The sequence below is a fragment of the Haemophilus sp. HN_Hi10 genome, from assembly GCF_049821985.1.
Classification (GTDB): domain Bacteria; phylum Pseudomonadota; class Gammaproteobacteria; order Enterobacterales; family Pasteurellaceae; genus Haemophilus; species Haemophilus influenzae_D.
On record NZ_CP187495.1, the window covers coordinates 1,488,942 to 1,510,991 of the forward strand.

The following is a 22,050-nucleotide window of genomic DNA, read 5'->3' on the forward strand; positions in this document are numbered from 1 at the left end:
ATTTATTTCTTTAAAGAAGATTCTTCTTTCTTCAAATTACCATTTTCATCTTCTGTTGCTGACATAGGCACGCAGCTACAATTAGGTTGATCTAACCCCCATTCTTTAATGAAGTTGTCATATTTTTCAAGTGCGCGTTTAAACCAGCCTTTTGGTTTTGCGGTTTGCTCTGTCATAAAGTTCCTCGCGCTAAATATTGTTTAATTTCTAAACGCAAACATTCTACGCCTTTTTTCTTGTTAATGGGAAGTTGTTTTTTTGTTAAATAAGCGGAAATTAATGGGAAGTTTTCTTTGCCCGCTAATTTTAATAAACGCCTTATCGCAGGAATGCTCGAAAATAAAGTGCGGTGAAAATTAGCGAAGTTTTTTAAGCTCAGCCAATCGAACTCATCAAGCTGCCAATCAAACTGATTTTGCTCAAAATTTATGGCGAACGGATGAAAAGATAAAGGGATATTACGCTGAAATTGTTTGTGTGCAGTATCAACTAAAGCCAAGCCTTCTTTGGAAAGACCTTTAAGAGCAATCGCTGAATAACAACCACTACTCGCTTCTTGATGTTCGCCTAAATGCACCAAAACAAAACCGCACTTTTGCCAAAATTTTGCCAATTCGTCAGTGTAACCAAAACTTACCGAAAGAAAATCCACTTCTGAATTTTCCATAAATTTCATTAGATTTTGACCAATGCCCTTTTGCTGCCAATTTGGTTGCACGGCGATACGTGAAATGCGGAGTGAACGCAGTTTACAGGCTTGGGAAAGATTTTCGTGGAAACACAAGGCTTGTGGCACAAGATTCCCTTTCGGGCGGCGCTTGCCTTGTTGAATTTGAATAATCAATTCGTCATCCGACATATTTCCTTCTTCTAACGCCCAAATTGCACCGAGCAAATTCTGTTGATATTCAGCAAAATAAAAACGTTGATTTTCCCCATCCAGTAAACGACGAAGATCGAGTGGCGATGTGCGGTAGTGAGCAATCGTCATTAGCCCATAAAAATCTCGAAAGAAAAATTGATGACTATATTCCTCTTGGCTGCCCTTGCTTGTGAGGGGTGCTACCGAAGGCTGAGGGGAGCTGGCTATATCTAAGTCCCCCTTCCGCCCTACGGGCACCTTCCCCCGCAAGCAGGGGAAGGAAAGGTTTTTAGCGTTTTTCTCAATGTTATAAGTAATATCGCTATAGTCGAAGTGCTGAAAATCATCTTCGGCATTTAGTAACAAAAGATCATCAATAAAATGTTCTAATGGATCATTTTCTTGCCAACGTAGGGGCTGTTTAAGCTCAAAATGCTGAAAAGTGCGGTGAATTTTCCGTTTAAATTTTAATTCGAAACCACGCCCCGTTCCTTCATAGCTATGAATTGTTGTGCTGAAGACAATATGTTGAAAATATTGAGAATATTGTTGCAATAATGGCAATGGGATCATCGCTGCTTCATCTACGAGCAACCAAGCAGATTGACTAAATTCTGGTTCATTTTGTAACCGAATAGTCAGTTCATCGGGCGCAATAAATTCTATCTCTCGTTCTGAAAATTCAATAACCGAATGTACCGCACTTTTATTTGGTGCAGTGAGATAAACTGGCGCTTGAATTTGGTTAGCAAGCATCCCCAATAATGCGGATTTTCCTCTTCCTCGCTTGGCGGTTAGAAAATAAATATCCTGCTCAGTTTGTAAAATAGTCTCCATAATTTGTTGTTGAGCTAACGTGGCATTTTTGTGATGCTCGTTAGAATAAAAAATGGGAGGAAATTCAACCGCACTTTCCTCTCTGAAAATGGGGAAATGATAGCGTTCAATGCACTGTTTGAAATGATCAATAAAATTAGGCGTGGCGATTGCTGACTGATTTCCATTCCAACGTAAACTATCTTGATCAGTCTGCTGAGATAAATTTTCCCAATCGGATAAGACTAAACAAAATGTACCGCCCATTTTTAGTGTTCCAGCTGCAATAGCCAGCGCTTCAAGATGAATGCCATTTCGTCCATCAAATAAAATATGTTCAAATTCTTGTCCAAGCAAATTTGTTGCTTTAGAAAAAGCAATGCCACTTTCGCCGATAATCAAAACGTTATCAGGCACAAGTGGCAAGGTTTTGCAGATTAAAATTTGAAGATGGCGAGATGGCATCGTGTTATTTTAAATAGGCAATTAATATCGCACCAATAAAACTTACGCAAGCAAGCCAAAAGAAAATGCTTTTGGGTTGAGAAACTTTTTTACTGAAAAATTTTGCAGCAAACAGGATATACAAAATCAGTAATGCAAATTTAGCCACTAACCATAATTCAATATCAAAAGCGAAGAGATATAAAATGACGACACCAGACACAATCAGCAAGGTATCTGATAAGTGCGGTAAAATTTTTAATAATTTTATCGAACGCCAATTTTTACCATTAAGCTGCATTGCACCACGAATTACTAACAATGCCAAACTTACAAAGGCGAAAAAAATATGTAAATGAACTAACATAATCACTCCCAAAAAAGTAAGAAAAGTGCGGTCAAAATCCACCGCACTTTCTCAATCTAAATTACTTCGCAATACGTTTATATTTAATACGATGTGGCTGAGTAGCGGCATCGCCTAAGGTTTTCTTTTTCCACTCTTCGTAGTCTGAGAAGTTACCTTCATAGAACGTGACTTTACCTTCATCGCCGTAGTCTAAAATATGCGTTGCGATACGGTCTAAAAACCAGCGGTCGTGGGAAATAACCATTGCACAGCCTGGGAATTCTAAGATCGCATTTTCTAAGGCACGCAAGGTTTCAACATCTAAGTCATTGGTTGGTTCGTCCAGTAATAGCACGTTACCACCACGTTGTAGAAGTTTAGCTAAGTGTAAACGACCACGTTCCCCACCCGATAATTCGCCTACTCGTTTTTGTTGGTCCACACCTTTGAAGTTGAAACGCCCCACATAAGCACGGCTTGGAATTTCAAAGTTGCCGATAGTGAGAATGTCTTGTCCATTAGACACTTCTTCCCACACGGTTTTCTTGTCATCCATAGCGTCACGGAACTGATCCACCGAAGCAAGTACAACGGTTTCGCCCATCGTAATAGATCCATTATCTGGTTGTTCTTGACCTGAAAGCATACGAAATAAAGTTGATTTACCCGCACCATTTGCCCCGATAATACCAACGATTGCGCCTTTTGGAATACTGAATGATAAATCATCAATCAAAGTGCGGTCGCCATAAGACTTGGTTAAGTTTTGCACTTCAATCACTTTATCGCCTAAGCGTGGACCTGGTGGAATAAAGAGTTCATTCGTCTCGTTTCGTTTTTGATATTCGCCAGAGTTCAATTCATCAAAGCGAGCCATACGTGCTTTGCTTTTCGCTTGACGACCTTTTGGATTTTGTCGAACCCATTCCAATTCTTTCGCAATGGATTTTTGACGCGCATTTTCAGCTGCTTGTTCTTGTTCTAAACGTTTCTCTTTTTGCTCTAACCAAGAAGAATAGTTACCTTCCCAAGGAATACCCTCGCCACGATCAAGCTCTAAGATCCAACCTGCTACATTATCTAAGAAATAACGGTCGTGGGTAATTGCCACAACAGTGCCTTCGTAGTCATGTAAGAATCGTTCTAACCACGCCACAGATTCCGCATCTAAGTGGTTAGTTGGTTCATCTAATAAAAGCATGTCTGGTTTTTCAAGTAATAAGCGGCAAAGTGCCACACGGCGACGCTCTCCCCCTGATAAATGCTCAATTTTCGCATCCCAATCTGGTAAACGTAACGCATCTGCGGCACGCTCTAATTGGTTATCTAAATTATGCCCATCGTGCGCTTGAATAATGGCTTCAAGATTGGCTTGTTCAGCCGCCAGTTTATCGAAATCAGCATCGGGATCCGCATAAAGTGCATACACTTCATCTAAACGAGTCAGTGCATTTTTCACTTCAAAAACTGCTTCTTCCACAGCCTCACGCACGGTTTGTTGCGGTTCTAATTTGGGTTCTTGCGGAAGATAACCAATTTTAATTCCTGGTTGCGGACGAGCCTCCCCTTCAAACTCTTTATCTACGCCTGCCATAATGCGTAAAAGGGTCGATTTCCCCGCACCATTTAAGCCCAATACCCCGATTTTCGCACCTGGGAAGAAGCTCAAAGAAATATCTTTCAAAATATGACGCTTCGGCGGCACCACTTTGCCGACACGGTGCATCGTATATACAAATTGAGATGACATTAATAATTCCTCACAAAAAAATTCGCCCTATTCTACTGGAAAATAGGGCGAAAATATAGAATACCAAGAACAAGATTTACTTAAATTCTTACCATTAACCAAAAATTTCTGAATGAGTATTAAGACGAGCTAGTCTTATTTCATCCCCCACAATTTTATAAATAAGCACGAGATCATTCTTAATATGGCAATCTCGCCAACCTTTCCAATTGCCAGTTAAAGCGTGATCTTTATATTTTTCTGGCAATGGTAAGCTATTCAAAAGACAATACATAACTTCAATATATTCTGGACTATTTATAATAAGAGGAATATGTTTTTTAAATTCTCTTTTATATTCCCCACTCACTGAAATCATGATTTCATCTCCGATAGCATCGCTTGATGGAATTCCTCCAATGTTTTGTATTCACGCCCATTATGATTATCCAACTCTGCCATAGCCATTATCGTTTTTGAGTTAGGCATCTGTTCAGTTTGATAATCTAATGATACTGGAATCGCTTTCGTTTTAGCTATTTGAGCTAAAAACATATTAAGTGCTTGAGTTGGGGAAAGACCATAACTTTTAATCACTTCAAACGCTATATTTTTAGTTTCATCAGGTACTCGAAAGCTAACTGCAGCCATATTATTTTCTCCTTATCAATGATGCTTAACATACACAATAACATACAATGAAATACAATTAAAACACAAAAGATATACAAAAATGCGTTCCTAATAAATTTTAGATAAAAAAAACCACCCGAAACGGGTGGCAGGAAAGTAGTTTAGCTATATTTATGATTATTTTATTTAGGAACTTTATGAATATCAAGCAATTACTTGACGGGAGCAATGTTACTGAATATTCAGAGACGAGGGAAATGCTATTGAGAGTTTTTTTGATTTACATCAATATTTTTGACCGAAAAATTCATTTTTGCGTGTAGAATAAACAACTTCTAATGCTAACGTTCAAAATAATTAGGATTTTTTGTGAAAACGTATTCATTATTACTCGGTCTATTCTTTAGTTGCAGTGCTTTATCTCACCCCCATGCATTTATTGATATACAAAGCACGCCCATTATAGAAAATAATCAACTTACTGGTTTTTCAATGAAATGGACATTAGATGAACCAAGTTCGTCTGCAGTTATTTATGATATGAAACAAGCTAGAACTAAATCGGAGAAACAAAAACTTCTTGATGACGTCATGGGAAATATCGTCAGTGAACATTATTTCAGCTATTTATATGACAAGCAAAATAATAAAATCAAATATTCCCCTCGCCCAAAAAATTACGGCATTAACGTTCAAGGTTTACAACTGCAATATTATTTTGATGTACCACTCGCCCATTCTCAAAAGTTAGAAAAAAACACATTTAGCTTACAAACTTACGATTCCACTTATTATGTGGCGATGACTTACGCCTCAAAAAGTGCGGTAGATTTTTCCGCACTTCCGAAAAATTGCCAAGGAAAATTAATTGAACCTAATGTGGATGAAAAAATCCAAGCCTACGCATCTTCACTTGATAAATCCCAAAAGAACGAAGATGATTCCTTAGGCGTAATGTTCGCACAAAAAATAATAATTCAATGTGAGTAGAAATGAAAAAATATAAAACTGGGCTCGTGTTATTAGTGATTGCACTTTCCTTACTTGTCTATTTTTCCCCTTGGTTTTTCTTACATATTGCTGCATGGCAAAAAGATTTTAATCAACTTATTTCGGAAAATTTACATCAAATTCAAAATAATAGCATCAAGGCAGGCATCACGCTTATTTTCGCCAGCTTTATTTATGGCGTACTCCATGCCCTCGGGCCAGGACACGGCAAATTTATTATTGCCAGCTATCTTTCCACGCATGAAAGCCAATTAAAACAAAGCACTATCTTGAGCTTACTTTCATCCTTAATGCAAGGCATTGTCGCGATTACAGCAACAACATTGCTTGTTGTAGTGCTAAATCTTTCATCACGTTATTTCAAATTAAGTCAGCTTTGGTTAGAACGAACTGCCTTGCTATTATTGGTATTTCTCGGCTGTTATTGGATTTGGCAAGGTTTACGTGCCTATCGTAAAAAAGCTAAATTAACCATTAAATCCCTAAATCCCCTCTCCCTACACGAAAAAAGTGCGGTGAAAAATAACCGCACTTTTCAGCCAAACACATGTAGTTGTGGACACCAACATTTACCAAGCCCCACACAAACTGCACAAGCAACCAATCTAAAATCACAATTTCTAGTCATTTTAACAATTGGTATGCGACCATGTAGTGGTGCAATTTTCGTTTTATTTTTAGCTTATATGCTTGATCTTTATGGCTGGGGAATCTTAGCTGTATTAGCTATGTCTTTCGGCACGGGGCTTATGTTGTCAGCCTTCGCAGGAATTGTACGTTATGCACGAAATACCGCAATTCACTTAGGGCGTTGGTATAGTTCAAAAAATACGAAAGGAAAAAGCGAAAGCATCGTGAAATTAATAGCAGGTGGAATAATGCTATTTTTTGCCTTGAGTTTGTTGTATGGAACGCTAAACCCAGTAAATGGAGGCACTATTTTATTTGGAAATTAATAAGCTATTAAGGCTATTTTATTATCAAGAGATAATAAGTTGCATTGATATTTTATTAAATTATAAAAAACGGTCAGATATAAATCTTATTAGAAAATACCTCTTAATCCACACATCAACAGAATATATTGAACATATTGAATTAATTTGGTACTTCAAACAATAAAAAACTCTCTCAAAAACATTTTTCGTCAGTTGCTTTGATTACAGAATAAAGCTGTGAACCAGTAATAGCATCACTAGAATTTTCAGAGATCTCGCCTGCACCAACGTTTTGGATTTGTCGTTTAACATTGTTATTACCAAAACTTACTGTGCCATTATCGGTTGCGGCAACACCTTTAGATAGCGTAGTGTCTCCGATTTTCATATCACTTACTGCATGTTTAGTAGATGTACTTGAAAATTGACCAATAGCAATTCCATTTAAAGCTTCACGATATTGATCTCCCCAATAATTATTAACATTTGCACGAGAACCAATAGCAATGGAATCCGTCGCTAATGCGTTGGCATATACGCCGACAGTAACTGAACCTTCAAGAGCAACATTTTTCAGAATTTCACTATTAGGATCTGATACGACTGCAACACCTTATTTAGAAATATCATTGTAATTAATAGTGGCAGCATTGCTAACTGAAGCTAGCAATGTTGATGTTATAAGAACTGTAAGAATAGATATGATAAATTGTTTTGTGGCTTTTTGAGTATTATTAGAAGCAAAACTTGCTTTTGCACTACTTTTCGCTAATTCTGAAACAACCTCTTGTCTCTGCGTTGTTTTGTTCCAAATAATTTTAAATACACGATTCATAAATAAATAACCTTCATTTCAGGGGTATAGATAGCCCACATATTTTTTAACACATTTTCTAGATAGTGACGTTTAAATAAGCGTGAGATAAAGGTTGGCGATTATATATATCAATATGATTAATGCTTGTTTTTTGTAAAGATTTGTAAAGAAAGAAGATATTCAAATTAACTTCATAAACATAATGTGGCAACTAATTATCAATTCAATAAATAAAATGTAAATTAAATTTACATTTTTATACATTTTGATTGACAAGGAATGAGCTCCTTATTAAAATGCGCGCCCTATTCCTTGTGATACAAAGTTTATTCCTCCTTAGTTCAGTCGGTAGAACGGTGGACTGTTAATCCATATGTCGCTGGTTCAAGTCCAGCAGGAGGAGCCAATTTTTCTTTTGGTTTAGAGTTTGTTTGTCTCCTTTTACAAATTTCTAAATTAGCAACCAAAAGATTTTAAGTCCATCCTGTTGATGGGCTTTATTTTTATCAATATCATCTCTTTTTTCTATCCACAGAGCCTGTGGATAACTTTGTGGATTAACTTTTTAAAATTTTGCGGATCCCTTGTTCTTACAAGGATTATTCGATCTTGATTACAGATTAGCCTAAATTTAAATTATCATTTAAAATCAATAAGTTAAGTTTTGTCTAGCAAAAAATTAAAGTTTTTTTTATGAATTTGTGAGATCTTCCTCTTGACATCACTAAGTCTGTGTAAAACTTAGATTTTTGCCTAATCAATTTTCCCCGTTAAATATGCTAAAATAGGCATTATTCAAAATTATCAAAAAATCAACCGCACTTTATGTCTGAAAAAATCAACACAAAACCATTCATTCTTCATTCCGACTTTCGCCCCTCTGGCGATCAGCCACAAGCTATCGAAAAATTGGCTGAAAATTTAACGGATGGATTGGCACATCAAACTTTGCTCGGAGTAACAGGCTCGGGGAAGACGTTTACTATCGCCAACGTAATCGCTCAATTAAATCGCCCCGCAATGTTACTTGCACCGAATAAAACCCTTGCCGCTCAACTTTATGCAGAAATGAAAGCCTTTTTTCCAGAAAATGCGGTGGAATATTTTGTGTCTTACTATGATTATTATCAGCCAGAAGCCTATGTGCCTAGCAGTGATACTTTCATTGAAAAAGATGCTTCTATTAATGATCAAATCGAACAAATGCGACTTTCTGCGACAAAATCTTTTTTAGAACGTCGAGATACCATCGTAGTGGCTTCCGTTTCTGCAATTTATGGTTTGGGCGATCCTGATAGCTACTTACAAATGATGTTGCATTTACAACAAGGTGCCATTATAGATCAACGCCAAATTTTAGCGAAGTTAGCGGAATTGCAATATACCCGCAATGATCAAGCATTTCAGCGTGGAACTTTCCGTGTTCGTGGGGAAATTATTGATATTTTCCCTGCAGAATCCGATGATCGTGCGGTGCGTATTGAATTATTTGATGATGAAATTGAACGATTAAGTTTATTTGATCCGCTCACTGGCAGTAGTTTTGGTGCTGTTCCACGTTTTACGATCTATCCTAAAACGCACTATGTTACGCCAAGAGAACGCATTTTAGATGCGATAGAAAACATCAAAAAAGAACTCGTATCACGCCGTGAATACTTCATTAAAGAACATAAACTTTTAGAAGAACAACGAATTAGCCAACGAACCCAATTTGATATTGAAATGATGAATGAATTGGGCTATTGCTCGGGTATTGAAAACTACTCTCGCTATTTGTCAGGCAGAAATGAAGGCGAGCCACCCCCAACATTATTTGATTATATGCCCTCTGATGCCATTTTAATTATTGATGAATCTCATGTGACCGTGCCTCAAATTGGTGGAATGTATCGTGGTGACCGTTCGCGCAAAGAAACCTTGGTTGAATATGGTTTCCGTTTACCGTCCGCATTGGATAATCGTCCGTTACGCTTTGAGGAATTTGAACGCTTAGCCCCACAAACCATCTATGTTTCCGCAACACCAGGGCCCTATGAATTAGAAAAATCAGGCAGTGAAATCATCGATCAAGTGGTTCGCCCGACTGGTTTACTTGATCCGCTTATTGAAATTCGTCCAGTCTCAATTCAAGTGGATGATTTACTTTCGGAAGCTCGCCAAAGAGCGGATAAAAATGAGCGCGTTTTAGTGACAACACTCACTAAAAAAATGGCGGAAGATTTAACGGATTATTTAGATGAACATGGGATCCGAGTACGTTATCTACATTCTGATATTGATACGGTGGAACGTGTGGAAATTATCCGTGATTTGCGTTTAGGAGAATTCGATGTGTTAGTCGGCATCAACTTGCTACGTGAGGGATTGGATATTCCAGAAGTGTCTCTTGTGGCGATTTTAGATGCGGACAAAGAAGGATTTTTACGCTCCGAACGCTCTTTAATCCAAACCATCGGCCGTGCTGCACGAAACTTAAATGGTAAAGCGATTTTATATGCGGATAGCATCACAAAATCGATGGAAAAAGCTATTACGGAAACTAATCGTCGTCGTGAAAAACAAACAAAATATAATGAAGAACATGGCATTGTGCCACAAGCATTGAATAAGAAAGTTGGGGAATTGTTAGATATTGGGCAAGGTGCAAACCAAAAAGCGAAAGCCAATAAACAACGTGGAAAAATGGCGGCAGAACCAACCGCACTTTATAATGCACCGAAAAATGCCAAAGAATATCAACAACAAATCAAAAAATTGGAACAACAAATGTATAAATTTGCACAAGATTTGGAATTTGAAAAAGCCGCGGCAATTCGCGATCAATTACATCAATTGCGTGAACAGTTTGTTTTTGAAAACTAAAAGAAACGCCAGCTTAAGCTGGCGTTCCGTTTATTTATTTTCATCTGAAGAATACAAGCGATTCTTATATAAATAACTGCCTAATAAAGCGTGAGCTAATGCCTCTTTTTTCATTGCATCAGGCACCTCTTTTGGCGTTAAAGTGTCTGTTGATTTATCATAACGATAACCTTGCGCTGCTTTATTTGGCATTTGAATCACCACATCATTATTGCCTTTCATCATTGCTTGAGTTTGATCGTATTGCATAAAGGCACGATCTGGGTTTACATCTTGCGTTAAATCAAAACCAATCATTGGATAATTACCACTTACACCTGCTAAAGAAAGTAACGTGGTTGGCATATCAATTTGGCTCACAAGACGGCTGTCACGACGTGGCATAATGCCCTCCCCGATAATCAAAGCTGGAATATGGAAATGCTTAATTGGCACAAGGCTTGCTCCACCTACACGAGAATCGTGATCCGCAACAATTAAGAAAATCGTATCTTTCCAATAATTAGACTGTTTTGCCATTTTAAAGAAATGACCTAAGGCATAATCCGCATATTTTGCTGCATTATTACGAGTGGCTTTTGGTTGTTCATAAAGCTCAATCCTGCCATCTGGATATTCAAATGGATCATGATTGCTAGAGCTAAACACTAAACTAAAAAACGGTTTACCTTCATTTTGTAATTTCGTGAAAGTTTCATTGGCTTTATCAAATAAATCCTCGTCACTCACGCCCCAAGTGCCAGTAAATTTTGGATTCTGGTAATCTTGTTGATCCCAAATATCTTTAAAGCCATTACCGTAGAAAAAGCTCGCCATATTGTCGAAGTGCTTTTCTCCGCCATAAATAAAGGAAGTGTTATAACCTTGTTTATGTAATAAATCCGCAATAGTAAAGAAACCACTTTGAGCATTATTAAGTTTTACAACTGCACGAGCTGGCGTTGGCGTAAAACCTGCGGTTGTTGCTTCAATACCGCGTACTGAACGTGTGCCTGTTGCATAAAGATTTTCAAATAACCACCCTTCTTTTGCAAGCTGATCCACATTTGGAGAAAGTGGTTTGCCACCGAGCGTTCCAATAAATTGAGCACCGAGACTCTCTTGTAACAAAATCACGATATTTTTAGGTTTACCCTGATAAGTCGCGACATTTTTCGTTAAAGTTGGGTATTTATCTGAAATGTAATCGCTGTCTGGGCGGCCTCGACTTGCTTTAACAATACGAAACATTTCGTCTACATCCATTTTTCCGTACATTTCTGAAGATTTTTCTTCATCTTTAAATTGCTGTGCGGCATAAATCACGGAATAGCCCGAATTAAGCACCAAAGAATTCACTAACGCATCAGAGGAAAATGCCACCATGGCGGGATTAATTCCGCGGTGTTGAAAACTTGAACGCGCCCCAAGGAAGCTCACGACAATAACAAGCAAAGCAATCACAGGGCGAAGTTTCCAACTTATTGAACGTAAATTTTTGACTGCCCAACCAGAAATTTTCCAATAAATCACGGCAGATAAAACTGTGAAAACAAGGCTAAAAATCACCGCACTTAAATGCCCTTCAGCAAGCATTGAAAAAACTTCTTTCGGATAAATCAGGTATTCGATAAATAAACGATTTGGACGGTAATCGTAGGTTTCAATAAAGGCAGGTGTGGCAATTTCCATAAAGATAATAAACACACTACCAAGGGTTAGCCAAAGGCGTAAAATTTTTACCCAAACTTTGCTACTATGGAACAATGTTGTGAGCAATGCAGGTACACCAAATAAATAACAAAGTGCCACAATATCCATTCGTACGCCTTGCAAAAATAATTGCAACCAGCCATCTACGGCGGATACACGTTCTGATTGCCATACAGCTAGTCCCAAACGGGATAAAGAAAGGATGATGAGATTAATCAACACGAATGTGAAGATGGGGAATAAAGGGGAATACGCTTTTTTCATTGTAAAAATCATTAACAAAACGGCATTCAAGCCGTATTAAATTGAAGAAATATAGGTTACTGCCTATCAGCTCCTTTTCGACAAGATAAAAGCCTTAAAGTGCGGTAAATTTTTACATAATTTTCGTTAATCTTAATGTAAACAATATGCCAAATTCTGTGTGGTACATTTTAGCTAATAACATTCAATAGAATGATAAAAATAAAGCCTCGAAAAAAATCGAGGCTTCATTAAATAAACGACAGAAATTTACCGCACTTTTTTCAATTACTCTTGTTGTGCTTTCACTGCTGCATAGGCAATCATATTGATAATACGACGAACAGATGCACCTGGATTAAGAATATGCGCAGATTTATTCATACCCATTAAGATCGGGCCAACGGTAATTGCGGTGGTTGTTCCACGTAATAAGCTATAACTAATACGTGATGAGCTCAAATCAGGGAACACTAATAAATTTGCACATCCTTTCAGTGGGCTATCAGGCATTAATTCTTTTCTGTGTGCTTCGTTCATCGCTAAATCTCCACGCATTTCCCCATCGATCATTAAGTGCGGATTACGCTCTTTGACGATCTGTAATACTTCACGCATTTTTGGTGCACCGAGTGAATCAGAGGAACCAAAATTAGAGTGAGAAAGTAATGCTACTGCAGGTTCAATACCAAAACGATGAATTTCTTCTGCTGCCATTAAGGTAATTTCAGCTAATTCTTCTGCTGTAGGATTACTGTTTACGTGAGTATCTGTTAAGAATACGTTACCAGTCGGTAATACAAGACTATTTAAAGCAGCAGCAGTTTTCACGCCATCTTTTAAGCCAATAATATCGCGAATCGATGCAAGGTGTTTTCCGTATGAACCAAATAAACCACATACTAAAGCATCGCCATAGCCTAAGCTCAGTAACGTAGAAGCTAATACGGTAGTGTTAGAACGCACAACACGTTTTGCGATTGCAGGTGTAATGCCTTTACGTTTGGTAAGTTCGTAATAGTGTTTCCAACATTCTTCATAGCGAGGATTATCTTCGTTATCCACAATTTCAAAATCCACACCTGCAGTTAAACGTAAACCAAGTTTTTTAATTTTTTCTTCAATCACGCTGCGGCGACCAATTAAAATTGGATTTGCCAAGCCCATTGAAATCACTTCTTGGGTGGCGTGTAATGCTTTATTTTCTTCCCCTTCCGCTAAAATAATGCGTTGTTTTACCGCTTTTGCTTGGCTAAAAATAGGGCGCATAAACAAATTAGTTTTGTAAACAAACTGAGTAAGTTGGTCAATATAAATATCCCAATTTTGAATTGGACGAGTTGCCACACCAGATTCCATTGCAGCTTTTGCTACCGCTGGTGCGATACGCACAATCAAGCGTGGATCGAATGGACGAGGAATCACATAATCTGCACCAAAAGTCGCCCCTTCACCACCGTAAGCAGAAGTTACCACTTCGTTTTGCTCTTCTAATGCAAGGTCAGCAATGGCATAAACTGCCGCACGTTTCATTTCTTCATTAATAGTGGTTGCACCCACATCTAATGCACCACGGAAAATGAATGGAAAACAAAGCACGTTATTTACTTGATTTGGATAATCAGAACGGCCTGTACATACAATCGCATCAGGGCGAACCGCTTTCGCTTCTGGCGGGGTAATTTCAGGATTTGGGTTAGCTAAAGCAAGAATAATTGGATGTGCAGCCATACTTTTAACCATATCTTGTGTAAGCGCACCCGCCGCAGAACAACCTAAGAAAATATCTGCATTTGGCATCGCATCGCCAAGTGTACGCCAGCCATTATCTTCAATTGCATAATCTTTTTTGGTTTGATCCATTTTGTCATCGCGACCTTTATATACCACACCTTTCGAGTCGCAAACTGTGATGTTTTCACGTTTCATACCTAAAGAAAGTAATAAGTTCAAGCACGCAATAGATGCAGCCCCCGCACCAGATGCCACAAGTCGAACATCTTCAATTTTTTTACCTACAATACGAAGAGAATTGATGATCGCGGCAGCACTGATGATCGCCGTACCATGTTGGTCATCATGGAATACAGGAATGTTCATTCTCTCACGCAATTTTTGTTCAATATAGAAACATTCTGGTGCTTTAATATCTTCAAGGTTTACCCCACCGAAAGTTGGCTCTAACGAGGCAATAATATCAACAAGTTTATCGGGATCATGTTCATTCACTTCAATATCAAATACGTTGATGCCCGCAAATTTTTTGAACAATACGCCCTTTCCCTCCATTACAGGTTTGCCCGCTAGTGCGCCAATATTGCCAAGTCCAAGCACCGCTGTACCATTAGAAATAACAGCAACTAAATTTCCACGTGCTGTATATTTGTAAGAGGCGGCAGGATCTTTTTCAATTTCTAAACAAGGCTCTGCCACACCTGGCGAATAAGCTAAGGCTAAATCGCGTTGTGTTGCGAGTGATTTTGTTGGAGTAACTTCAATTTTTCCAGGAATTGGAAATTCGTGGAAATCTAAGGCTGCTTGACGTAATTGTTCGGTCATAATAAATGCTCCATTTTCTTGAAACAGGATTGAAATATTGCGTCGATTATATCTGTTTTTTATTCAAAAAATTGTGACGAACTGCAAACTTTTACAACTTTATAACAAAATTTTTTTGATGCGAAGCATTAGCTAGACTTTTCATTTTTCAGCAAAAAAGGTAGGATTTTCGCAACAAAAGCATAAAGGATAAGAAAATGAATCCATTTCAAAAAATTAAAAGTGCGGTGAATAAATGTCAAAGATTTTTCATTAATCGCACTCTGCAACATAAACTAATAAATCAAGGTATGACTGTCATTTCTGCCAATTGCGTGGGGGCTTTTATCTTGCACGATTTACATCAGCCGTTTAATTCGCCTTTTGTAAATCTCTATCTCTCGCCACAAGATTTTTTGCGTTATTTACAAAATATGGATTTCTATCTCAATCAACCTCTCACATTTGTGCAAACAGAAAAAAATTATCCAGTAGGAAAACTTGCCGATCTTGAAATTCATTTTATGCACTATCACAGTGAGCAAGAAGCTAATGAAAAATGGCAACGTCGCACGTCACGCATCAATTTAGACAATCTTTTTATTATGATGGCAGATCGAGATGGCGTGACCGAAAAAGACATTCAACTTTTTGATCAACTCCCTTTTAAAAATAAAGTGATTTTTACTCACAAGCCCTACCCTGCTTTTAAATCAGCTTATTATATAAAAGGCTTTGAGAAGCAAAATCAGGTGGGCGATATTTTTGAATTTTCAGGCTGGAATGGAAAAAAATATTACGATCAATTTGATTACGTGAAGTGGTTTAATCAAGCTTAATCAATAAAGGCTACAGATTAAATGCAGCCTTTTTTGTTTCGTTATAAAAGCAAAAACCTGTACAATACCCAGCGAATTTTAACAAGAGAAAACATAATGAGATTAGATAAATTTATTGCTGAAAATACGGGCTTAACGCGTTCTCAAGCAACGAAAGCAATCCGTCAAAGTGCGGTAAAAATTAATGGCGAAATTGTCAAAAGTGGCTCGGTACAAATTTCACAAGAAGACAAAATTTATTTTGAAGATGAATTATTAACTTGGGTGGAAGAAGGTCAGTATTTTATGTTAAATAAACCACAAGGTTGTGTTTGTTCTAATGATGACGGCGACTATCCAACAATTTATCAATTTTTTGATTACCCTTTAGCGGGCAAATTACATAGCGCGGGTCGCTTAGATGTGGATACAACAGGTCTCGTCTTGCTTACCGATGATGGACAATGGTCACATCGCATCACTTCGCCAAAGCATCATTGTGAAAAAACCTATTTGGTAACTTTAGCTGATCCCGTAGAAGAAAATTATGCCACAGCTTGTGCGGAAGGCATTTTATTACGCGGAGAAAAAGAACCCACTAAACCAGCAAAATTAGAAATTTTAGATGATTACAATGTAAATCTAACCATTTCTGAAGGCCGCTATCATCAAGTAAAACGTATGTTTGCCGCACTTGGGAATAAAGTCGTCGGATTACATCGCTGGAAAATTGGTAATGTAGTGTTGGATCAATCCTTAGATGAAGGGGAATACCGCCCATTAACTCAAAGTGAAATTGAAAGATTAGTGAAATAATATGAATCAACAAAAATCGACTTTCATCTTTATTCTTACCCTCGGTATTCTCTCTATGCTACCGCCTTTTGGCGTGGATATGTATTTGCCGTCTTTTTTAGAAATTGCAAAGGATCTCGACGTAAGTCCAGAACAAGTACAACATACGCTAACCTCTTTTGCCTACGGTATGGCATTTGGTCAGCTTTTCTGGGGGCCTTTTGGCGATAGCTTTGGACGAAAACCGATCATTTTGCTCGGTGTCATTGTAGGCGCGCTAACAGCTTTGGTGCTTACCGAAATAAATTCAGTCGGAAATTTCACCGCACTTCGTTTCGTACAAGGTTTCTTTGGTGCCGCACCAGTTGTGCTTTCAGGCGCATTATTACGTGATTTATTTAGTAAAGATCAGCTATCTAAAGTGATGTCTACCATCACGTTAGTGTTTATGCTTGCGCCTTTAGTTGCACCAATTATTGGGGGTTACATCGTTAAATTTTTCCACTGGCATGCGATTTTTTACGTTATTTCGCTGGTGGGATTGCTAGCCGCTACATTGGTCTTTTTCATCATTCCAGAAACCCATAAAAAAGAAAATCGCATTCCTCTGCGATTAAATATTATCGCTCGCAATTTCCTTCTGCTTTGGAAACAAAAAGAAGTGCTAGGTTATATGTTTGCCACCTCCTTTGGCTTTGGCGGATTATTTACCTTTGTCACCGCAGGCTCGATTGTATATATCGGCATTTATGGGATTCCTGTCGAACAGTTCGGTTACTTCTTTATGATGAATATCATTACGATGATCTTTGCTTCCTTTTTGAATACCCGATTTGTCACCAAAATTGGTGCAGAAACAATGCTACGTATAGCCCTCGCAATTCAATTTATTTCAGGAATGTGGCTAATTTTGACCGCACTTTTAGATCTCGGCTTTTGGTCAATGGCAATTGGCGTTGCCCTTTTCATCGGTCCAAACCCTGTGATTTCATCAAATGCAATGGCATCAGCTTTAGAAAGATGTCCTCAAATGGCGGGGACTACAAATTCTTTGATTGGTAGCGTGCGTTTTGCAGTGGGTGCAATGATGGGAAGTTTAGTTGCGTCAATGAAAATGGATACTGCTGCCCCAATGCTCTTTACTATGGGAGCATGTGTCGCGATTTCCGTATTATCCTATTATTTTCTAACCAGCCGAAATCTAAAAAGCCGTGGATAAATATCCCCACGGCTCAATGATTGTTTTCTTTATTAAACAAATACCATCCATAACGGCAAGCAAGCAGCAATAAATAATAGGATAAATAAGCTATTGGCAGATAATTTCCACTTTTGGAAACCATGCAGAATCAGAATAGCCGCAATAACAAAATGGCAAACAAAATAAATGATGTAGGCAAAAACACTCTCAGAATTAACCGCACTTTCCATGCCATTTAAAAGTAAAAATAAAAACATTGCCAAGGCATTTAAAGCAAGCAATATAATCATGGCTAAGGGCAACAATGCGATAAAACCGTCCAAACGACTACGTGCAATCACAAGCGAAAGATTTGCTAAAATCACACCAGATAAAATCGGTGCAAAAGGGTTATATTCAGCAAAATCACTCGCAGGAAGCACGGTAAAAATCATTAAATAACTCAAGCAACCTAAACCCGCAATTAATGCAGCCATCAATAAAAAGCTGTTACGGATTTTTTCAGTTTTTGGTTGTTTCCAAATAAAATACACGACAGAAAGACCACATACGCTCATCACGTTAGTAAGCGTGTGATTATTTTGTAATAGGCTTATCAGCAACCAAACCGCCCAATAAATGGCAAAAGTGAGATTAACTTTGATTAAACGACCACGTTGTCCTGGGCAAATTTCGCCGCGATAAAATACCAACAAAGAAATTAACTGTGCAACTAACACGCCTACACCTAAATTAGGCATTGTTTGCTTTTCAGATTGCAAAGAAAAAATAAATAGATCGATGCCAAGCACCATTGAGATCGATAATACCGCAAGCAATGCTGCGATATATTTAGAAGATTGTTCTGACATAATTTTGACGTCTGAAAAAAATAATGCGCCATTATGCTAAAAATTCATTAAATTTTAAAGTAGAATGAAACCAATTATAACCGCACTTAGGTACATGAATGTTACTTAGTATTTTATATATCATCGGTATCACTGCTGAAGGAATGACAGGCGCACTTGCGGCTGGTCGTGAAAAAATGGATATTTTTGGCGTGATAATTATCGCATCCGTCACTGCCATTGGCGGCGGCTCAGTGCGTGATGTACTGCTTGGGCATTATCCTCTCGGCTGGGTTAAGCACCCAGAATATTTTTTAATGGTGGCAAGTGCGGCAGTAATTACCGTATATGTTGCACCGTTCATCAATCATTTTATGCGCTACTTTCGCACTATTTTCTTGGTGCTCGATGCGATGGGTTTAGTGGTGTATTCCATTATTGGCGCACAAATTGCGATGGATATGGGACATAGTCTCACTATTGTTTGTATTGCAGGCTGTATTACGGGTGCCTTTGGCGGAGTTCTACGCGATATGCTATGCAATCGAATTCCTCTCGTATTCCAAAAAGAACTCTATGCCAGCATTGCACTATTTGCCACGCTGACTTATTACGCATTAAGCACAATTCAAGTAGAACATACGCTTGCCGTGTTACTCACACTTATTAGCAGCTTTACTTTACGTATTTTAGCTATTCATTTCGAATGGGGGTTGCCAGTATTTAATTACCAAGAACTCACATCGGAAGAACAAGATAAGCTGCCAAATAAAAAGAAATAAATACAATAAAGGGAATAACTATGTTAGAACAAATGGGTAAACAAGCCAAAGATGCAGCATTTATCTTGGCTCAACTCACCACTGCTGAAAAAAATCGTGCATTATCCATTATAGCAGAACAACTCGAACAACAAGCACCGCTTATCTTAGCCGAAAACGCAAAAGATATTGAACTTGCCAAACAAAATGGATTGTCTGATGCCTTGATTGATCGCCTACTGCTCACGCAAGAACGTTTGCAAGGCATTGCTAATGATATACGCCACGTTATTTCTCTAGCAGATCCCGTGGGGAAAATCATAGATGGCGGTACATTGGATAGCGGACTTAAAATCGAACGCGTACGCACGCCGCTCGGCGTCATTGGCACAATTTATGAAGCTCGCCCAAATGTAACCATTGATGTGGCAAGTCTTTGCCTTAAAACAGGTAATGCAGTGATTTTACGCGGCGGTAAAGAAACACAGTTTTCTAACAAGATTCTAATCGAAGTTGTGCAAAATGCTTTAGAGCAAGCAAACTTACCAAAATTTGCAGTGCAAGCTATTACTGATCCAAACCGTGAACTCGTTATGCAATTATTAAAACTAGATCGCTATGTGGATATGATTATTCCTCGTGGTGGTGCGGGTTTACATGAATTGTGTAAACAACATTCAACTATTCCTGTTATTGTAGGTGGCGTGGGTGTTTGCCATACTTTCGTTGAAGAAAGTGCGGATCAAAATAAAGCAATTTTTGTTATTGATAACGCTAAAACACAGCGTCCAAGCACCTGTAACACATTAGAGACGTTGTTAGTACAACGTTCTATTGCTGAAGAATTTTTACCCAAACTCGTCTCTCATCTCGCTGCCAAAAACGTAAAATATCACGCAAAATCCACCGCACTTAATATATTGAAACAAGTGGGTGCGAATGTCTGCGAAGTGACAGAAAAAGAATTGCACGAAGAATGGGGATCATTGGATTTGAATGTGGTTGTTGTGGAAGATATTCATGCAGCTATTGAGCATATCCGCCAATATGGTACGCAACATTCTGAAAGTATTTTAACGTCCTCACAAAACCTAGCCCGTCAATTTATCAATCAAGTTGATGCCGCTGCCGTTTATGTGAATGCAAGCACACGCTTTACTGATGGCGGACAATTTGGATTAGGCGCAGAAGTCGCCGTAAGCACCCAAAAACTTCACGCTCGTGGCCCAATGGGATTAGAAGCATTAACGAGCTATAAATGGGTTTGCGAAGGCGAATACACCGTCCGCAGATAGTGTTATTGAACAAAAAGTGCGGTAATTTTTGAAAGAGATTATTCGCATATAAAAAAGTCCGCAAAAGCGGACTTTTTTATTATCTTTATTTGTCAGATTTACCCAAGTTATCAAAGAATTTTTTCACACCGTCCAAAAATCCTGAAGATTTTGGTGCATGTTTACTTAAATCTTTACCTTGTAAACTTTCTTCAAGTTTTTGAAGTAATTCTTTTTGTTCGCTGGTTAAATTAACTGGCGTTTCTACCACAATACGGCAAATCAAATCGCCCGCGTAGCCACTACGTGTAGATGCGACACCTTTGCCTCGCATACGGAATAATTTTCCAGTTTGGGTTTCTGCAGGAATTTTAAGCTTTACTCTGCCATCTAAAGTTGGCACTTCAATTTCCCCACCTAATGCCGCAATTGCAAAGCTAATTGGTACTTCGCAGTAAAGATTAGAACCATCACGTTCAAAAATATGATGTTCTCTTACGTGAATGACCACATATAAATCGCCAGCTGGTGCACCATTTTCGCCCACTGCGCCTTTTCCAGCTAAACGAAGTTGATTGCCCGTATCTACGCCTGCAGGAATTTTTACTGAAAGATTTTCTTTCTTATGAATGCGTCCTTCTCCATGACAGCTGCGACAAGGTTTTTCAATTTTCTTACCGCTACCATGACAACTTGGACAAATACTTTCAGATACGAAGAAACCTTGCTGACGACGAATTCGACCAGAACCGTGGCAATGCGGACAAGTTTCCACTTTAGAACCTTTTTCAGCCCCTGAACCACCACAGCTATCACAATGTGCAAGGGTATTGATTTGAATATCTTTGGTTGTACCTTTTACAGCTTCTTCTAAAGTGATTTCTAAGTCATAGCGTAAGTCTTCGCCACGAACAACGCGCTGACGACCACGTCCACCGCCACCGAAAATATCGCCAAAAATATCGCCGAACATATCGCCGAAATCAGCACCACCAAAGCCGCCACCGAAACCACCAGCTCCCCCACCTTGTTCAAAGGCTGCGTGGCCATATTGATCGTAGGCTGCGCGTTTTTGATCGTCGCCTAATACTTCATAAGCTTCATTAATTTCTTTGAATTTTTCTTCTGCTTCTTTACTGCCTTGGTTTTTATCAGGGTGATGTTTAGACGCTAAACGTTTATAAGCACGTTTAATATCGTTCTCACTCGCCCCTTTTTGTAGGCCAAGGACTTCGTAGTAATCTTTTTTTGCCATAGTGTTTCGTTTGTAAATTTTATAGAAATTTGACCGCTTGTAACATACTCCCCTCTTTAGCAAAGAGGGGTGGGGGGAGATTTGGCAGAAGTAAATTTAGCTCATAAGAAAATTTGATATCGCTATCAAATCTCCCCTAACCCCTCTTTTCTAAAGAGGGGGATCATTTATATACACCA

The 22,050-nt window shown here is 38.4% G+C and carries 20 protein-coding genes and 1 tRNA gene; 9 read left to right on the forward strand and 12 right to left on the reverse strand.

Features of this window, described 5'->3' with window-relative positions; all coding sequences use genetic code 11:
* Positions 1-2: 2 nt before the first annotated feature.
* The 6 genes from ACPT8Q_RS07275 to ACPT8Q_RS07300 form a co-directional block, all read right to left on the reverse strand.
* Positions 3-176 carry a DUF5363 domain-containing protein gene (locus ACPT8Q_RS07275; protein WP_005657572.1) on the reverse strand — a complete coding sequence of 58 codons (174 nt, stop codon included), beginning with the start codon at positions 174-176 and terminating at the stop codon, positions 3-5.
* The gene (locus tag ACPT8Q_RS07280; protein WP_050948471.1) at positions 173-2,143 is read right to left on the reverse strand and encodes a tRNA(Met) cytidine acetyltransferase TmcA; all 1,971 of its coding nucleotides are present in this window, start codon (positions 2,141-2,143) and stop codon (positions 173-175) included. Before ACPT8Q_RS07280 ends, ACPT8Q_RS07275 begins: the two co-directional genes overlap by 4 nt.
* Before the next feature lie 4 nt (positions 2,144-2,147).
* Positions 2,148-2,489, reverse strand: a complete 342-nt coding sequence (locus ACPT8Q_RS07285; protein ID WP_050846956.1) for a SirB2 family protein — start codon at positions 2,487-2,489, stop codon at positions 2,148-2,150.
* Positions 2,490-2,550: 61 nt separating this feature from the next.
* Positions 2,551-4,221: an energy-dependent translational throttle protein EttA gene (gene ettA / locus ACPT8Q_RS07290; RefSeq protein ID WP_050848571.1), complete on the reverse strand. Its 1,671-nt coding sequence runs from the start codon at positions 4,219-4,221 to the stop codon at positions 2,551-2,553.
* A gap of 94 nt (positions 4,222-4,315) precedes the next feature.
* On the reverse strand, positions 4,316-4,579 hold the full coding sequence (locus ACPT8Q_RS07295; protein WP_061671384.1) for a type II toxin-antitoxin system YafQ family toxin: 264 nt from the start codon (positions 4,577-4,579) through the stop codon (positions 4,316-4,318).
* Positions 4,576-4,851: a type II toxin-antitoxin system RelB/DinJ family antitoxin gene (locus ACPT8Q_RS07300; protein WP_050948473.1), complete on the reverse strand. Its 276-nt coding sequence runs from the start codon at positions 4,849-4,851 to the stop codon at positions 4,576-4,578. The genes ACPT8Q_RS07295 and ACPT8Q_RS07300 overlap by 4 nt, the downstream gene beginning before the upstream one ends.
* Before the next feature lie 351 nt (positions 4,852-5,202).
* Here ACPT8Q_RS07300 and zevA point away from each other — a divergent pair, with 351 nt between their 5' ends.
* Both zevA and zevB read left to right on the forward strand, forming a co-directional pair.
* Positions 5,203-5,823, forward strand: coding sequence for a zinc transporter binding subunit ZevA (gene zevA, locus ACPT8Q_RS07305; protein ID WP_050846950.1), 621 nt, complete (start codon positions 5,203-5,205; stop codon positions 5,821-5,823).
* A gap of 2 nt (positions 5,824-5,825) precedes the next feature.
* Positions 5,826-6,800, forward strand: coding sequence for a zinc transporter permease subunit ZevB (gene zevB, locus ACPT8Q_RS07310; RefSeq protein WP_050948474.1), 975 nt, complete (start codon positions 5,826-5,828; stop codon positions 6,798-6,800).
* Between the two features lie 175 nt (positions 6,801-6,975).
* Here the strand turns inward: zevB and ACPT8Q_RS07315 are convergent, their stop codons facing one another.
* Complete coding sequence (locus ACPT8Q_RS07315) at positions 6,976-7,170, reverse strand: hypothetical protein (RefSeq protein WP_050948475.1); 195 nt, start codon at positions 7,168-7,170, stop codon at positions 6,976-6,978.
* Between the two features lie 225 nt (positions 7,171-7,395).
* Entirely contained in the window at positions 7,396-7,617 is a 222-nt protein-coding gene (locus ACPT8Q_RS07320) for an ESPR domain-containing protein (protein ID WP_050948476.1), read from the reverse strand.
* Between the two features lie 312 nt (positions 7,618-7,929).
* On the opposite strand from ACPT8Q_RS07320, the gene ACPT8Q_RS07325 reads away from it, so the two are divergent.
* Together ACPT8Q_RS07325 and uvrB are read left to right on the forward strand one after the other, a co-directional pair.
* Positions 7,930-8,005: transfer RNA gene (locus ACPT8Q_RS07325), tRNA-Asn, on the forward strand.
* Positions 8,006-8,424: 419 nt separating this feature from the next.
* Entirely contained in the window at positions 8,425-10,464 is a 2,040-nt protein-coding gene (uvrB, locus tag ACPT8Q_RS07330) for an excinuclease ABC subunit UvrB (protein WP_005628806.1), read from the forward strand.
* A gap of 30 nt (positions 10,465-10,494) precedes the next feature.
* Here uvrB and ACPT8Q_RS07335 read toward each other — a convergent pair whose 3' ends face one another.
* Positions 10,495-12,420, reverse strand: coding sequence for an LTA synthase family protein (locus ACPT8Q_RS07335; RefSeq protein WP_050948781.1), 1,926 nt, complete (start codon positions 12,418-12,420; stop codon positions 10,495-10,497).
* Between the two features lie 267 nt (positions 12,421-12,687).
* Positions 12,688-14,958 (reverse strand): NADP-dependent malic enzyme, encoded by a 2,271-nt coding sequence (locus ACPT8Q_RS07340; RefSeq protein WP_050948477.1) that lies wholly within the window; start codon positions 14,956-14,958, stop codon positions 12,688-12,690.
* 197 nt (positions 14,959-15,155) lie between these two features.
* Between ACPT8Q_RS07340 and ACPT8Q_RS07345 the strand changes: the two genes are divergently transcribed.
* The 3 genes from ACPT8Q_RS07345 (at position 15,156) to ACPT8Q_RS07355 (ending at position 17,769) form a co-directional block, all read left to right on the forward strand.
* Positions 15,156-15,776, forward strand: a complete 621-nt coding sequence (locus ACPT8Q_RS07345; protein ID WP_050948478.1) for a DUF1919 domain-containing protein — start codon at positions 15,156-15,158, stop codon at positions 15,774-15,776.
* Positions 15,777-15,872: 96 nt separating this feature from the next.
* The gene (rsuA, locus tag ACPT8Q_RS07350) at positions 15,873-16,571 is read left to right on the forward strand and encodes a 16S rRNA pseudouridine(516) synthase RsuA (RefSeq protein WP_050948479.1); all 699 of its coding nucleotides are present in this window, start codon (positions 15,873-15,875) and stop codon (positions 16,569-16,571) included.
* A gap of 1 nt (position 16,572) precedes the next feature.
* Positions 16,573-17,769, forward strand: coding sequence for a Bcr/CflA family multidrug efflux MFS transporter (locus ACPT8Q_RS07355; protein WP_061671383.1), 1,197 nt, complete (start codon positions 16,573-16,575; stop codon positions 17,767-17,769).
* Between the two features lie 32 nt (positions 17,770-17,801).
* On the opposite strand, the gene ACPT8Q_RS07360 is transcribed toward ACPT8Q_RS07355, so the two are convergent.
* On the reverse strand, positions 17,802-18,602 hold the full coding sequence (locus tag ACPT8Q_RS07360) for a hypothetical protein (protein ID WP_050948481.1): 801 nt from the start codon (positions 18,600-18,602) through the stop codon (positions 17,802-17,804).
* A gap of 98 nt (positions 18,603-18,700) precedes the next feature.
* Here ACPT8Q_RS07360 and ACPT8Q_RS07365 point away from each other — a divergent pair, with 98 nt between their 5' ends.
* Together ACPT8Q_RS07365 and proA are read left to right on the forward strand one after the other, a co-directional pair.
* Positions 18,701-19,363: a trimeric intracellular cation channel family protein gene (locus ACPT8Q_RS07365; protein ID WP_050948482.1), complete on the forward strand. Its 663-nt coding sequence runs from the start codon at positions 18,701-18,703 to the stop codon at positions 19,361-19,363.
* Between the two features lie 20 nt (positions 19,364-19,383).
* A complete protein-coding gene (gene proA / locus ACPT8Q_RS07370; RefSeq protein ID WP_050948483.1) occupies positions 19,384-20,637 on the forward strand; it encodes a glutamate-5-semialdehyde dehydrogenase in 1,254 nt (417 codons plus the stop codon).
* An 85-nt stretch (positions 20,638-20,722) separates the two neighbouring features.
* Here proA and dnaJ read toward each other — a convergent pair whose 3' ends face one another.
* The gene (gene dnaJ, locus ACPT8Q_RS07375; RefSeq protein ID WP_425627513.1) at positions 20,723-21,871 is read right to left on the reverse strand and encodes a molecular chaperone DnaJ; all 1,149 of its coding nucleotides are present in this window, start codon (positions 21,869-21,871) and stop codon (positions 20,723-20,725) included.
* Positions 21,872-22,050 lie beyond the last annotated feature (179 nt).

Excerpts from the sequence above, each read along its gene's own strand:
- ACPT8Q_RS07275 (WP_005657572.1), bottom strand. The coding sequence starts at position 176 with ATGACAGAGCAAACCGCAAAACCAAAAGGCTGGTTTAAACGCGCACTT.
- ACPT8Q_RS07280 (WP_050948471.1), bottom strand. The coding sequence starts at position 2,143 with ATGCCATCTCGCCATCTTCAAATTTTAATCTGCAAAACCTTGCCACTT.
- ACPT8Q_RS07285 (WP_050846956.1), bottom strand. The coding sequence starts at position 2,489 with ATGTTAGTTCATTTACATATTTTTTTCGCCTTTGTAAGTTTGGCATTG.
- ettA (WP_050848571.1), bottom strand. The coding sequence starts at position 4,221 with ATGTCATCTCAATTTGTATATACGATGCACCGTGTCGGCAAAGTGGTG.
- ACPT8Q_RS07295 (WP_061671384.1), bottom strand. The coding sequence starts at position 4,579 with ATGATTTCAGTGAGTGGGGAATATAAAAGAGAATTTAAAAAACATATT.
- ACPT8Q_RS07300 (WP_050948473.1), bottom strand. The coding sequence starts at position 4,851 with ATGGCTGCAGTTAGCTTTCGAGTACCTGATGAAACTAAAAATATAGCG.
- zevB (WP_050948474.1), top strand. The coding sequence starts at position 5,826 with ATGAAAAAATATAAAACTGGGCTCGTGTTATTAGTGATTGCACTTTCC.
- ACPT8Q_RS07315 (WP_050948475.1), bottom strand. The coding sequence starts at position 7,170 with ATGAAAATCGGAGACACTACGCTATCTAAAGGTGTTGCCGCAACCGAT.
- ACPT8Q_RS07320 (WP_050948476.1), bottom strand. The coding sequence starts at position 7,617 with ATGAATCGTGTATTTAAAATTATTTGGAACAAAACAACGCAGAGACAA.
- uvrB (WP_005628806.1), top strand. The coding sequence starts at position 8,425 with ATGTCTGAAAAAATCAACACAAAACCATTCATTCTTCATTCCGACTTT.
- ACPT8Q_RS07335 (WP_050948781.1), bottom strand. The coding sequence starts at position 12,420 with ATGAAAAAAGCGTATTCCCCTTTATTCCCCATCTTCACATTCGTGTTG.
- ACPT8Q_RS07340 (WP_050948477.1), bottom strand. The coding sequence starts at position 14,958 with ATGACCGAACAATTACGTCAAGCAGCCTTAGATTTCCACGAATTTCCA.
- ACPT8Q_RS07345 (WP_050948478.1), top strand. The coding sequence starts at position 15,156 with ATGAATCCATTTCAAAAAATTAAAAGTGCGGTGAATAAATGTCAAAGA.
- rsuA (WP_050948479.1), top strand. The coding sequence starts at position 15,873 with ATGAGATTAGATAAATTTATTGCTGAAAATACGGGCTTAACGCGTTCT.
- ACPT8Q_RS07355 (WP_061671383.1), top strand. The coding sequence starts at position 16,573 with ATGAATCAACAAAAATCGACTTTCATCTTTATTCTTACCCTCGGTATT.
- ACPT8Q_RS07360 (WP_050948481.1), bottom strand. The coding sequence starts at position 18,602 with ATGTCAGAACAATCTTCTAAATATATCGCAGCATTGCTTGCGGTATTA.
- ACPT8Q_RS07365 (WP_050948482.1), top strand. The coding sequence starts at position 18,701 with ATGTTACTTAGTATTTTATATATCATCGGTATCACTGCTGAAGGAATG.
- proA (WP_050948483.1), top strand. The coding sequence starts at position 19,384 with ATGTTAGAACAAATGGGTAAACAAGCCAAAGATGCAGCATTTATCTTG.
- dnaJ (WP_425627513.1), bottom strand. The coding sequence starts at position 21,871 with ATGGCAAAAAAAGATTACTACGAAGTCCTTGGCCTACAAAAAGGGGCG.